At 75.4% G+C, this 13029-nt stretch carries 11 protein-coding genes; 2 read left to right on the top strand and 9 right to left on the bottom strand.

Annotated features, from left to right (window positions below):
- Positions 1 to 102: 102 nt before the first annotated feature.
- From ACFYUY_RS32510 to ACFYUY_RS32495, 4 genes are all read right to left on the bottom strand, one after another.
- Positions 103 to 2121 carry a flotillin family protein gene (locus ACFYUY_RS32510; protein WP_360215891.1) on the bottom strand — a complete coding sequence of 673 codons (2019 nt, stop codon included), beginning with the start codon at positions 2119 to 2121 and terminating at the stop codon, positions 103 to 105.
- 212 nt (positions 2122 to 2333) lie between these two features.
- Positions 2334 to 3161 carry a hypothetical protein gene (locus ACFYUY_RS32505; protein WP_387905961.1) on the bottom strand — a complete coding sequence of 276 codons (828 nt, stop codon included), beginning with the start codon at positions 3159 to 3161 and terminating at the stop codon, positions 2334 to 2336.
- Positions 3162 to 3413: 252 nt separating this feature from the next.
- Positions 3414 to 4529: a helix-turn-helix domain-containing protein gene (locus ACFYUY_RS32500; protein WP_360215885.1), complete on the bottom strand. Its 1116-nt coding sequence runs from the start codon at positions 4527 to 4529 to the stop codon at positions 3414 to 3416.
- Between the two features lie 279 nt (positions 4530 to 4808).
- Positions 4809 to 5567 carry a GntR family transcriptional regulator gene (locus ACFYUY_RS32495; protein ID WP_360215882.1) on the bottom strand — a complete coding sequence of 253 codons (759 nt, stop codon included), beginning with the start codon at positions 5565 to 5567 and terminating at the stop codon, positions 4809 to 4811.
- Between the two features lie 172 nt (positions 5568 to 5739).
- Between ACFYUY_RS32495 and ACFYUY_RS32490 the strand changes: the two genes are divergently transcribed.
- Together ACFYUY_RS32490 and ACFYUY_RS32485 are read left to right on the top strand one after the other, a co-directional pair.
- Positions 5740 to 6498 (top strand): tyrosine-protein phosphatase, encoded by a 759-nt coding sequence (locus ACFYUY_RS32490; RefSeq protein WP_360215879.1) that lies wholly within the window; start codon positions 5740 to 5742, stop codon positions 6496 to 6498.
- 257 nt (positions 6499 to 6755) lie between these two features.
- Positions 6756 to 7319, top strand: a complete 564-nt coding sequence (locus tag ACFYUY_RS32485) for a DUF4291 domain-containing protein (protein ID WP_387905956.1) — start codon at positions 6756 to 6758, stop codon at positions 7317 to 7319.
- Positions 7320 to 7372: 53 nt separating this feature from the next.
- Here the strand turns inward: ACFYUY_RS32485 and ACFYUY_RS32480 are convergent, their stop codons facing one another.
- The 5 genes from ACFYUY_RS32480 to ACFYUY_RS32460 all read right to left on the bottom strand — a co-directional run bounded on the left by ACFYUY_RS32480 (position 7373) and on the right by ACFYUY_RS32460 (position 12969).
- Positions 7373 to 8569, bottom strand: a complete 1197-nt coding sequence (locus tag ACFYUY_RS32480; RefSeq protein ID WP_387905953.1) for an MFS transporter — start codon at positions 8567 to 8569, stop codon at positions 7373 to 7375.
- Between the two features lie 230 nt (positions 8570 to 8799).
- Positions 8800 to 9378 carry a hypothetical protein gene (locus ACFYUY_RS32475; protein ID WP_360215870.1) on the bottom strand — a complete coding sequence of 193 codons (579 nt, stop codon included), beginning with the start codon at positions 9376 to 9378 and terminating at the stop codon, positions 8800 to 8802.
- Positions 9379 to 9586: 208 nt separating this feature from the next.
- On the bottom strand, positions 9587 to 10615 hold the full coding sequence (locus ACFYUY_RS32470; RefSeq protein ID WP_360215867.1) for a BadF/BadG/BcrA/BcrD ATPase family protein: 1029 nt from the start codon (positions 10613 to 10615) through the stop codon (positions 9587 to 9589).
- Between the two features lie 141 nt (positions 10616 to 10756).
- The gene (locus tag ACFYUY_RS32465; RefSeq protein WP_387905949.1) at positions 10757 to 12058 is read right to left on the bottom strand and encodes a 6-phospho-beta-glucosidase; all 1302 of its coding nucleotides are present in this window, start codon (positions 12056 to 12058) and stop codon (positions 10757 to 10759) included.
- The gene (locus ACFYUY_RS32460; protein WP_387905948.1) at positions 12058 to 12969 is read right to left on the bottom strand and encodes a carbohydrate ABC transporter permease; all 912 of its coding nucleotides are present in this window, start codon (positions 12967 to 12969) and stop codon (positions 12058 to 12060) included. Before ACFYUY_RS32460 ends, ACFYUY_RS32465 begins: the two co-directional genes overlap by 1 nt.
- Positions 12970 to 13029 lie beyond the last annotated feature (60 nt).

Below are 13029 nucleotides of genomic sequence, written 5' to 3'. Positions count from 1 at the left end.
CGAAGCGGTGCCGGTGCCGGTGCTGGTGCCGGTGCCGGTGCCGGCGCGGGTGGGGTGCGGTGCGGCCGTCCGTCGCCGGCCGCACCCCCCCGCACCGATGGTTCACCTGCTGCCGTTGACCGCCGCCAACGACCCGACCGGGGTCTCGGCGAGGCCGAGCTTCTGAGCGGAGGACAGCAGCTGGCGCAGCTGTCCGGCCTGCTCGCCGCCGCCCGAGCCGATCATGCGCATCAGCAGCGCGGACACCGTCAGGTTCTGCACGTCCGCGGTGGAGACCGAGGAGAGCACCCTGGTCAGGTCCTCGGTGAAGCTGGCGCTGCCGTCCAGCCAGGGGGCGGCGAGCGCCTGGGCGGTCTGCGAGTGGCCGACGAAGGCGTCGACGCTCTTGGCGGCCGTCACCGACTGCACCAGGCGGTCGAAGAACACCCCGTCCCCGCCCACGATGTCGATCTTGGCCTTCTCGAGGCCGGCCGCGACCAGCGCCGCCTGGGCCTCGGCGATCTGCCGCTGGGCGTCGAGCCCGGCCAGCCGGACGTCCTTCTCGGCCGCGAGCCGCAGCCGGTACTCCTCGTGCCCGCGCGAGGCCTCGTCGAGCTTGGCCATCGCCGCGGCCTTCTCGGTCAGGCCCTCGGCCTCCGCCTTCAGCCTGGCGCCGACCTCCAGGGCGGCGGCCTTCGCCTTCTCGGTCTGGACGACGGCCTCGGCGCGGCCGACCTTCTCCACCGCGGCGGCCTCCTGCTCGCGCACCTGCACCTGGGCCAGACCCTCGGCGGCGGCCTCCGCCCGGATGCCCTCGGCCATCCGGATCTTGGCGGTCGCGTCCAGTTCGGCGGCCTGCTGACGGGCCTCGGCCATCACCAGGGCCTCGCGGGCCTTGTGCGAGGCGGCCTGCTCGGCGGCCTCGGCGGCCTTGATGTCCTTGACGAGCCGCTCCTGCGCCTCCGCCTCGGCCTGGATGACCACGGCCTTGCGCACGCGCTCCGCCTCCTCGGTGGCGCGCAGCGTCTTGACGGCCTCCTCCTGCTCGGCGACGGTCCGCTCCACCGCGACCCGCTCGCGGACCACGTCGGCGACCTCCCGCCGGCGGGACTCGACCTCCTTCTGCTTGGCCATCGAGGCGAGTTCGGTCTCCCGGTCGCGGCCGATGACCTCCAGCAGGCGGTCCTTCTCGATCCGCTCGTTCTCCACGGCGATCACCCGCTCGCGGTTCTTCTGCGCCACCGCGACCTCGCGGGCCTGGTTCTCCCGCTGCACGCCGAGCAGCTCCTCGGTGCGCAGGAACGCGGTCTGGGCGTTCAGCCGCTCCTCCTCCTGCACCCGGGCGATCACCGCGTCCTCCTTGGCCCGCAGCGTCTCGATCTCGCGGCGCTGGCGGATCTCGGCGTCGGCCTGGCGGCGTTCGAGTTCCAGGACGGTCTCCCGGGCGTCCACGTTCTGCCGGGTGATCTCCTTCTCCTCGGTGCGCTGGTACTCGTTGGTGCGCACGTGCTCGATCGCGGTCAGCTCGGTGATCTTGCGGATGCCCTGGGCGTCCAGGATGTTGTCGGCGTCCAGCTGGCTCATCGGGGTCTGCTCGAGGTGGTCGATGGCCGCGTCCTCGAGGGTGTAGCCGTTGAGGTCGGTGCCGATGACCGCGATGATCTGGTCCCGGAACTCGTGCCGGTGGGTGTAGAGGTCGGTGAAGTCCAGTTGCTTGCCGACGGTCTTCAGGGCCTCGGCGAACTTGGCGGCGAAGAAGTCCTGGATGGCGGCCGGGTCGCTCGCCCGGACGGTGCCGATCGACTGCGCGACCTTGACGACGTCCTCGACGGTCTTGTTGACGCGCACGAAGAACGAGATCCGGATGTCGGCCCGGATGTTGTCCCGGCAGATCAGCCCGTCCCGGCCGGCCCGGTGGATCTCGACCGTCTTGGCGGTGATGTCCATCAGTTCGGCCTTGTGCAGGATCGGCAGGACGATCGCGCCGGTGAACGTGACGTCCACCTTCTTCGTCCGGGAGACGATCAGTGCCTTGCCCTGCTCGACCTTCTGGAACAGGCGGCCCACGAACAGCAGCAGGGCGAGCACGATGAGCAGGACGACGGCGACGAGAACGCCGAAACCCACGGCGATGGTGTCCATCACGGAGTCCTTTGACGAGATGGTGCGAAGGTGAGAGGTGGTCGGTGGGGCGGTGTGGTCGGGCGGTGCGGGTGGTGGGAGGCGCCGGCCGGAACGGCACGGGGGCACGGGCGGTCCGGGGGCGGCCGGGCCGGGGGGCGGTGCACCGGCCCTCCTGCCCGCCCGCGCAGGCCGGGAGCCCGGGGGCCGCGCAGGCCGTGAGCCCGTGAGCTCTACCCGTCGGGGAGGTCCGGGTCGAACGGCGCCACCAGGAAGTGCTCGCCGTCGGTGTCGTAGTCGAAGATCAGCGCGGTGCGGCCGGCCGTCAGCCCGGGCTCGTCGCCGAGCGTCCGGACCTGGACGGTCGCGGTGGAGCCGTCCCAGGCGGTCACCTCGGCCTGTCCGAAGCCGGTCGTCACCCGGCCGGTCCGGACCACGCAGACGCGGCCGACGAAGTCCCCCCGGGTCACCGGGCGGTCCTCGGGGAACAGCCGGGACAGCGGCCGGACGAGCAGCCGCGTGCCCGCCCACGAGGCGACCAGCGCCACGGCGAACACGCCGCCGCGGGCCGGCGCCCCCGAGGTGAGGACGGTGCCGGCGAGGCTGACGAACCAGGCGAGCGCGACCAGCAGCGAGACCGCCACCGTCACCGGCACCCCGCCGAGGCCCAGCGCGCCCAGCACACCCCCGTGGTGATGGGCGCCGCGTCCCTCCCCGTCGTGTCCGCCCCGCTCGCCGGAGCCCCCGTTCCCCCCGTGCGCCGCGCTCCCCCCGGGCGCGGCATGCCCCCCGTTCCCCCCGTGGGCCGCGTGCCCCCCGCCACCGTGCCCGCCATGACCGGCCCCGAGGTGCCCGCCATGACCGGCCCCGAGGTGGTGACCGGCCCCCAGGTGGTGTCCGGCGTCGAGGTGTCCGCTGCCGTGCCCCGCGTGCGGGGCGTGGAAGCCCAGCCCGCCGAGCAGCATCAGCAGCCAGTAGCCGACGACCACCACCAGCGCGAAGCTGAACAGCGCCGTCGGGAAGGCCAGCGCGGCCGCGAAGAAGTCCCCCGTCCCGGCCACGCCCCCCACCTCTCCGACGGCGCCGCACCTCGGCGCCACGGAGATCGTGACAGCGGACGGGCCGTCCGCACATTGCCAGGACCCGGCAATCTTTACGGCCTGTTGACACCCTGGAACGAGCGTTCCGCCCGCCACCGGAACGGCCCGGCAACAGGACGGCTGCAGAACCGCGACAGCGACCCGGTCCCGCCGCCCCGCGCCGCGGACGCCCCCGAGGCCCGCCGGCCCCGCGTTCCCGCCGTGCCGCCCCCGCTACAGCGGCTCCTCCGGCCAGTTGAGCAGCCGGGCCCCCATCGCCGCCGTCTCCAGGGTGAAGCGCTGCAGCGCGTCCGACGGGTCGTACCCGGTGAGCGCCTTGATCCGCTCCAGCCGGTAGCCGAGCGTGCGCACGCTCAGTCCCAGCCGGCGGGCCGCCTCCGCGTTCACGTACGCCGCCTCCGCCTGCACCGCGATGGTCTCCAGCAGCGGACGGGCGCCGCCCCGTGCCTCGCTCAGCGGGCCCAGCACGCTGCGCACCAGGTCGGCCATCGCGGCCCGGTCGCGCATCAGCACTGGGAACACCAGCAGTTCCTCGGCCTTCAGTTGGCGTGCCGGGAGGTCCAGCCGGCTCGCGTAGTCCAGTGCGTCCAGGGCCTCCTCGTAGCTGCGCAGGACCCCGCTCGCCCCCGAGTGCCGGCGCCCGGTCGCCACCCGCAGCACCGGGCGGTAGCCGGGGCCGGGGCGCAGCGTCAGGTCCGCGAACGCCTCCAGCACGGCCCGCTCGGAGTCCGGGGCGATGCACACCAGCCGGCCGTCCTTGCTGGCCAGCAGGACGTCCCGTTCGCCGAACCGCCCCACCAGTTCCCGTTCCACCCGGTTGACGAGCGGGTGGACGTCGGCGAACGGCTGGTCGCCCACCGCGACGGCCACCGTGTAGGCGCCTGCGAGCCGCAACCCGAACCGCTCCGCGCGCTCGGCCAGCAGGCCGAGGTCCGCCCGGCCGTACAGCAGGTCGTCGATGAACTCCCGCCGGGCCGCCTCCTCCTGGCGGACCGCCATGCGCTGCGCGCGCTCGTGCCCCTCGCCGAGTGCGGCGAGCGCGGCGTCGGCGGCGGTCAGCACGGCGTCGCCCATCCGCCGCAGCTCGCCGACGGCGCTCGCGGCGGTGATGCCCGGCAGCGTCTGCCAGGCCCGCCGGGTGGCCGACAGGCAGTGCGAGACCAGCTCGCGCAGCCCGTACCCGGCCTCGGCGCTGTGCTCGCCCAGTGCGCGCAGGCGGTCCAACTCGTCGCGGCGCAGCAGTCTCCCGGTGCGGGAGACGTCGGCCAGCAGTGTGAGGTACACCTCGGCCAGTTCGGCCGGTACGTCGTGCGCCATCCCTTCGGACATCGCCGTGCTTCGCCCCCCGTGACACCTGATGATCCGGCATGATCCGGCGCGGAACCCTAGCAGGATCCATACGGCCCGAACCGTTGCGGGGTGGGCTCCCGGTCTGCTGCCGCCGGAGCCGCGGCCAGGGCCGACGGACGTGCCGGAGAGCGGACGCGCCGCCGGTCCCGACCCCGTCGCTCCCGCGGACCCCGCCACCCCGAACCCGCCGTTCCCGCGGACCCCGCCGCCCCGACCCCCGCTCGGGGCCCCGCCTCACCGCTCCCGCCACCGCCTCCGTCAGGGCTCGCGGAAGTGCAGCACGAAACGGGCGCTGCTGCCGTCGATCCGCCGCCGTACGTAGAGCGCCGGCGCGCCGTCCGGGGTGCAGCTGACGCCCTCGCGGACCAGCAGGGCGGTGCCCGGCGGGACGCCCAGCAGCTCGGCGTCGGTGAGGTCCGCGCCGACCGCCCCGAAGGCCCGCCAGTCGTACTCCAGCTTCACCCCGGCGGCCCGGGCGAGGTCCAGCACGAGGTTCCCGGGCCGTCCGGGGCGCACCAGGTCGGCCGGGAGCGGGCCGAACGGCACCCAGTAGCTGCACGCGGCGCGGGGCCGCCCGCCGAGGCGGATGACGGTGTCCACCCGGGACAGTTCGGCCGTGCCGCGCCCCAGCTGCCGGGCCGCCTCCTCGTCCTCCGCCGAGCCGGCCACCGGCGGGGCGCCCAGCACGAACTCGCCGTCGCCGCCCGGCGCGTCGGGCAGCGCGGTGTGCACGCTGCCCAGGTCGAACCGCTGGCTGCGCGGGTCGACCGCGATCGACACGCGGACGGCGGGCGGGCGGACGAAGGTGCCCACGCCCCGCCGGATCTCCACCACGGCGGCGCGCTCCAGCTCCGCGACCGCCTGCCGGACGGTCAGCCGGTTCACCCCGAACTCGGTGCTCAGCTCGGGCTCGCTCGGCAGCCGGGCGCCGGCCGGGTAGGTGCCGGCGTCGATCCGCTCCTGGAGGCGCCGGGCCAGCCGGCGGTAGAGCGGGGTATCGGGAGGGTTCGTCGCCATACGCCCGATCCTACGAAGCCTCCCTCCGTTCGACGGGACTCGTGCGCGGGAGTGGGATGGAGGGGTGTCGCGGTCCGCGTCGGCTTGCCCGGCACCCCGGGGAGGGGCTAGACATCTAGACGTCTAGATGTCCTGCTCTTCCCTCGTCCGGCTCCACCCGAAAGGCCCGCGCATGTCCCTGGTCAACTTCCGCGACCCCGCCGTCCTCAGCGACCCCGACGGCCGGCGGATCCGCCCCGGGGTGCTGTTCCGCTCCGCGCAGCCCTTCCCGGCCGCCGACGAGGCCACCGTCGCCCAGCTGCGCGGCTGCGACATCCGCACCGTCGTCGACCTGCGCGACACCCGCGAGACCGACCCCGCCGACTGGGCCGCCGCCGAGGCCGCCGGGATAGCCGTCGTCGCCGCCCCGGTGAACCCCGCCACCGACGGCCTCACCGAGCGGATGCGCACCATGGCCACCGCCGCCGACCTCGGCGACTGGTACGTGCTCCTCGCCGAGTCCGCCCCCGGGGCCGTCGCCGCCGCCGTCGAGGCCGCCGCCCGCCCGGGCGCCGTCCTGCTCCACTGCGCCGCCGGCAAGGACCGCACCGGCCTGCTGACCGCCCTGCTGCTGGACCTCCTCGGCGTGCCCGCCGAGCGGATCGTGGCCGACTACGCCCGCACCGCCGACGCCCTCCCGCAGATCTTCGCCGGCCTCGCCGAACGCCACCGCACCGCGCTCAACGACCGGAAGGCCCGCGTCACCGACTCGGCCGGCCGTGAACTCGCCATCCCCGCACCGCTGCTGGAGGCCCCGGCCGAGGCGATGGCCGTCTTCCTCGACCGCGTCCGCACCCGTCACGGGGGCGCCGAAGCCTTCCTCCCCGCCTGCGGCGTGCCCACCGCCACCCTCGCCGCCTTCCGGGCCAAGGCGGCCGTCGTGACCGTCTGACGACGCCGGCCCGGGGCCGGGGACGCCGCACGGCGCTGCCCCCGTCCCGGGCCTGCGCCCGACCCTGGCCCTGCCCCGGCGTACGTCCGGGCCCTTCCTTGCCCGGCCTGCGCCCCCGTCCGCGGCCCGGACCCCGCCGCTGCGAAGGGACCCCCGACGCCGGCCCCGGCGCCCCGGCGGCAAATCCCGTTGCGGCGGCGCCCGCCCCGCTGGCAGCCTGCGATCCACCCGCACGGGGGCGAGGGGGACAGGAACCGATGACCGCGCTGCGCGAGATCCGCGCCGACTTCGACGACCGGACGATCGTGCTGTACCAGGCGTACGCGCCCGCCGTCGCCGAACCGGCGCTGGCTGCCGGGCGCTTCGTACCGCCGTTCTCCTTCGGGCGGATGACCTGGATCAAGCCGTCGTTCCGCTGGCTGATGCACCGCAGCAACTGGGCGCAGAAGCCGGGCCAGACCCGGGTGCTGGCCGTCCGGATCACCCGCGAGGGCTGGGAGGAGGCGCTCGCCCGGGCGGTGCCGACCACCGCGGACCCGGCCGGACTCGGGCGCGCCGAGGTGCACGTGCAGTGGGATCCGGAGCGGACGCTGCGCGGGGCCGCTCTCAACCACTACAGCATCCAGGTGGGCGTCGGCCGCTCGCTGATCCGCACCTTCGCCGAGGAGTGGGTCACCGGCATCACCGACCTCACGCCGCGGGTGCACCGGATCGCCGCGCTGGTCCGCACCGGGCAGTCGGCGAGGGCCCAGCGCCTCCTGCCGCCCGAGCGGCCGTACCCGGCACCCGCCGCGCTCGCCGACCGCATCGGCCTCGGCTGACGGCGTACGGCGTACGGCGGACGTCTGACGGCTGACGTCCGGCCACCCGATCGTCAGCAGTCCGGCCCGCTCGGCCTGGCCTCGCCGCCCCGCCCGCCGGCCCCGGGCAGCACCGCCACCGCGAGCAGCGGGAACACCGCCGCCAGCCCGTACGCCCAGCCGTACCCCGCGGCCCCGATCAGCGCGCCGGCCGTCGGCGCCACCCCGGCCGCGACGGCGTTCTGCACGGTGGTGTGCACCCCGAGCGCCCGGCCCGCCCAGGCGCCGCCCGCGTACTCGGCGACGGCGGTGAAGGACAGGCCGTTGGTCGAGACCGTCAGCACCCCGGCGGCCATCAGCGCCGCCGTGGCGGCCGCCGAGTGCGCGAGCGCCCCGGTGGCGAGTGCGGCCAGGACGGCCGCCGCGGTGAGCGCCAGCCGCCGCATCGGGCCGGTGCGGCTGCCGGCCAGGTCGGACCACCGCCCGGCCGCGAGCCGTGCGCCCGCCCCGGCCACCTGCACGCCGGCCAGCAGCGGACCGGCCGTCGACGGCGACCAGCCGCGTTCGTCGACCAGGAAGACCAGGGCGAAGACCGACACGGTGAACTGAGGCACCACCAGCAGCGTGGCCGCCCCGTGCAGCCTCCACAGGACCGGGGTGCGGTACGGATTGGCCGCCCGGCCGCCGGCGCCCGGTCCGGGCCGCGCGGGATCGCGGACCACCGCCGCGACCAGCAGCGCCGAGGCTGTGCTCAGCGCCCCGAGGACCGCGAGCGCCGTGGCCCGTCCGTGCGCGGCCAGCGGCGGCAGCAGCAGGGCGGCCAGCGCGACGCCCAGCGGTAGCGAGGTCTGCCGCAGGCCCATCGCGAGGCCGCGCTGCCGGGCCGGGAACCAGCCGAGGATCAGTCGCCCGCTCGACGCGTGGGCGGAGGCCCCGGCCGCGCCCGCCAGCAGGAAGCACGCGCCGAGGGCGACCGTCCCGTGCACCGTCGTCGCGGCCAGCAGCACCAGCCCGCCGAGGCCGAGGCCGGAGGCCAGGACCCACCGCTCGCCCCACCGGTCCGCGGCCGCGCCCCAGGCGGTGAGCGTCAGGACCAGCCCGGCGGTCGGGCAGGCGGCCAGCAGCCCGGCCTGCGACAGGGAGAGGCCCTCGTCGCGCAGGGCGGGGATCAGGTAGGGCAGGCCGAACTGGAACGCGCAGCCGGAGATCATCGCGACCATGCCGACGGCGAGCACGATCCTCCGCTGCCGGCCGTCCGGGTCGTCTCCCATGCGTCGCAGCTCATCAGAGGGACGGGCGATCCGGCAGGTGTGTCTACCAGTTGGACGGGGCGGCGGACCGGCCCGCCGGCGACCACCCCGCTCCGCCCGTCACGCCGACCGCTCGCCGAGCCGCCGTGGCGGCTTCACACCGCCCCGTCAGGGCTGCCGCACCAGGACCGCGACGCAGACCGCGACGCAGACCGCGCGCCGCTGCCGTACCGAGACCGCACGCCGCCCCGTCACGGTTGCTCCGCGATCTCCCCGATCCGCATGATCCGGCCGTGCGAGTCCAGCACCACGTCGTACGCGTTCCCGTAGCAGCCCTCGGTGCTCCCCGGGTCCCGCTCGCCCAGGCACTCCTCCAGGTGGCCGAGCACCTCCTCCAGCCGCACCGGCTTCGTCGGGTCGACGTTCGGCCGGTCCACCAGGCTGGCCTCGACCCCCGCCGACGCGAAGCCGTAGCGGGCCGGTTCGCCGGAGGCCTCGTAGCGGGCCTCGTCGCAGAGGTAGCGCGCGGGCTGGGCGACGACCTCCGTGCCCTCCACGGCGACGACCACCAGGACGGTGTGGCCCGGGCGTTCGGTCGGGGTCGGGGTGGCGCACTCGACGACCGGCGCGGGGGAGGTGTCCATGGTGGGCTCGGGGCCGCCGAGGTCCCCGTCCTGGTCGTCCTCGTCGTCGTACGCGCCGTCCGCGACGGCGGCGGCCGAGGCGGCGGCCACGGTGGGCGCCGAGTCGGCGGGGGTGCAGGCGGAGAGGGTCGCGGCTGCGGCGGAACAGGTCAACAGGGCGGCGAGGAGGGTTCGGTGCACGGCCATGGCACTAGTGTCTCCGAGCGGCGGGCGGACGTCGTCACCCAGGTCTCACGCCCGGTGCACGGGGCGTGGTTCCCGCCCCCGCCGGACGTGCGGATCCGGCGGGGGCGGGGGTCTCAGGGGGTGGGGGTCTCGGGGGCGGGGTCTCGGGAGACGGGCGCCTCAGGAGGCGGGGACGCGGCCACCGCCCCGGGCCGGCCCGCGGCCGGCCTCAGCGCACCGGCTCGGCCACCGGCCGCGGCACCTCGTACGCCTCGCGCACCCGGGCCTGCGCCCCGGCCCCGGCCCCGAGGTGGTCGAGCCCCAGCAGCGCGGCGCCCAGCACCGGCGGTGCGACGACGACCCGCGGACGGGCCAGCGGGGCCGCCCGCGCCAGCCGGGCCGTCAGGTTGTCCAGCAGCAGCGGCTGCCGGGAGGCGAGCACTCCGCCGCCGAGGACCACCGGGGCCGGGCTGTCGAGCAGGTCGAGCCGCCCGAGCGCCACCACGGCCAGCCGGACGATCTCGTCGGCCTGCCGGTCGATCAGCTCCAGCGCGACGGCGTCCCCGTCCCGGGCGACCTCGAACAGCACCCGGACGATCTCGTGCAGCCGGTCGGGCGGCAGCTGGCCGAGGTGGACGGCCTCGGCCACGGCGCCGGCACTGGGCAGCCCGAAGTGCGCGGCGATGGCGGGGGCGAGCGCGGTGGGCCCGCCGCGCCCGTCCTCGGCGCGCACGGCGTGCCACATGCTGGTGGCGGCGAGGCCGGAGCCGCCGCCCCAGTCGCCGGTGAGCTCGCCGAGGGCGGGGAAGCGGGCGGTGCGGCCGTCGGGCAGCAGGCCGACGCAGTTGATGCCTGCGCCGCAGACCACGGCGACGCCGCGCGGGCCGTCGGTGCCGGCCCGCAGCAGGCCGAAGGTGTCGTTGACGACGGTGTTGCTGGCGCCCCAGGGGTGGGCCTCCAGCGCCCTGCGCAGGCCCTCCTCCTCGACCGGCAGGTCGGCGTTGGCGAGGCAGGCGCTGACGTGGCTGGTGAGGACGCCGTTCCAGGACGGGTGGCCGGCCGCGGCGGCGGCCTCCCGCACGAGCGGGGCGAGGCCCGCGACGGCTGCGGCGCCGCCGATCCGCTGGGGTGCGAAGCCGCCGCCGCGGGCGGTGCCGCGGACGGTGCCGTCGAGCCCGATCAGGGCGACGTCGGTCTTCGAGTTGCCGGCGTCGATGGCGAGGACGCCGGGCAGGAGTGGTTCGGGCTGGTGGGTCATCAGGTCCCCGCGGCTCGTACGTGGCCCGGCCGTGGTCGTCGGCCGGGGGTGCCCGGCCGTGTACCGGCCGGGGTGGTCGGTCTCCTCGCACCGCCCGGCCCGCGACACCCTCGTCTCGCGGGCCGGGCCGTCTCCGGGGCGTCAGGCCCAGGCGAGGTGCTCGCGGTTGTGGGCGAGCAGCCGATCGGTGAGCCGGTCGGCGAGTTCGATCTGGCCGACCAGCGGGTGGGCGAGCAGGGCGTCGAAGACCCGGTCGCGGCCGCCGTGCAGGGCGGCGTCGAGGGCGAGGTGCTCGTAGGCGGTGACGGCGGCGACGAGGCCGGCGTAGAGCGGTTCGAGCGGGCGCTGGGGCAGCGGGCGGACGCCGTCGGGGCCGACCTCGGCGGGCACCTCGACGACGGCGTCGTCGGGCAGGAACGGCAGCACGCCGTCGTTGCGGGTGTTGACGACCTGGACGGACGTCCCGCCGTCGGTGCCCAGCAGGGCGGCGATGAGCTGCACGGCGGCCTCGGAGTAGAAGGCGCCGCCGCGCTGGCCGAGCAGCTCGGGCTTGGTGTCGAGGGCCGGGTCGGCGTACATCTCCAGCAGCCGGCGCTCGATCTCGGCGACCTGGGCGGCCCGCGAGCCCTGGGCCCGCAGTTCCTCGACGACCGCGTCGTGCTGGTAGAAGTACCGCAGGTAGTACGAGGGGACGACGCCGAGGCGTTCCACCAGGGGCTGCGGCAGGTGGAGGTCCGCGGCGATCTCCTTGCCGAAGCCGCGGAGCAGTTCGGGCAGCACCTCGCGCCCGCCGGCCGCGCCCGGCGCGTCGAGCAGGGTGACCCCGCGCTCCCAGGTCAGGTGGTTGAGCCCGACGTGGTCCAGCCGGATCAGCTCCGGGGCGACGCCCAGGTGCGCCGCGAACTTGCGCTGGAAGCCGATGGCGACGTTGCACAGGCCGACGGCCTTGTGGCCTGCGCCCTGCAGGGCGCGGGTGACGATGCCGACGGGGTTGGTGAAGTCGACGATCCAGGCGTCCGGGTTGGTCCGGCGGACCTCCTCGGCGATGTCCAGGACGACCGGGACGGTGCGCAGGGCCTTGGCGAGCCCGCCCGCGCCGGTGGTCTCCTGCCCGACGCAGCCGCACTCCAGCGGCCAGGTCTCGTCCCGGTCGCGGGCGGCCTGGCCGCCGACGCGCAGCTGCAGCAGCACCGCGTCGGCGTCGGCGACGCCCGTCCCGACGTCGGTGGTGGTGGTGACGGTGGCCCGGTGGCCCTCCTTGGCGAAGATCCGCCGGGCGAGGCCGCCGATGAGCTCCAGCCGTTCGGCGGCCGGGTCGATCAGGACGAGTTCGCCGATCGGGAGGGTGTCGCGCAGCCGGGCGAAGCCGTCGATCAGCTCCGGGGTGTACGTCGAACCGCCGCCGACGATGGCCAGCTTGAGCGCGGACTTGCGTGCGGACATCAGCCCTTGACCCCTGTCAGTGTCACGCCTTCGATGAAGGCCTTCTGTGCGAAGAAGAAGAGGACGATCACCGGCGCCATCACCAGCAGGGTGGCGGCCATGGTGAGGTTCCAGTTGGTGTGGTGGGCGCCCTTGAAGGACTCCAGGCCGTAGGAGAGGGTCCAGGCGTCGTGGTTGTTGCTGGCGTAGATCTGCGGGCCGAAGTAGTCGTTCCAGCAGTAGAAGAACTGGAACAGCGCGACGGCGGCGATGGCCGGTCTGGCCATCGGCAGGACGACCCTGAGCAGGGTGCGCAGGTCGCCGCAGCCGTCGATCCGGGCGGCCTCGATGTACTCCTTGGGGATGGTCAGCAGGAACTGGCGCAGCAGGAAGATCGAGAAGGCGTCGCCGAAGGCCATCGGGATGATCAGCGGCCAGAGCGAGCCGCCGAGGCCGAGCTGCTTGGCCCAGAACAGGTACATCGGTATGACGGTGACCTGCGGCGGGAGCATCATCATGGCGATGACGGCCATCAGGGCGAGGTTGCGGCCGCGGAAGCGGAACTTGGCGAGCGCGTAGGCGACCGGCAGGCTGGAGACGACGGTCAGCAGGGTGCCGAGGCCGGCGTAGAGCAGGGTGTTGCGCCACCAGGTGAGGAAGCCGGGCGTCTCCCAGACCTTGCCGTAGTTGCCCCACTCCCAGGAGGTGGGCCAGTAGTCGGTGGTGAGCGCCTGCTGGTCGGTCATCACCGAGGTGAGGAAGGCGAAGACGAACGGCAGCAGGAAGAACAGGGCGGCGGCGATGGCCAGGGAGTGCACGGCGACCCAGTTGAGCAGGGCACGGCGCCGGGCGGCCCGGGCGGCGGCCGTGCCGGGGGCGCGGGGGGTGCCGGCCGGGGAGGGCGCCTGGGTGAGCGTGGAGCTGAGAGTCATGATCGGGTCCTCACTGGTCCGCCGGGTCCGTCGATTGCTGCCGGCGAGCGCTGGGGCTTG

This window comes from Kitasatospora sp. NPDC004745 (assembly GCF_042873275.1).
Taxonomy (GTDB): Bacteria; Actinomycetota; Actinomycetes; order Streptomycetales; family Streptomycetaceae; genus Kitasatospora.
This window is presented reverse-complemented; position numbering and strand designations above follow the sequence as displayed.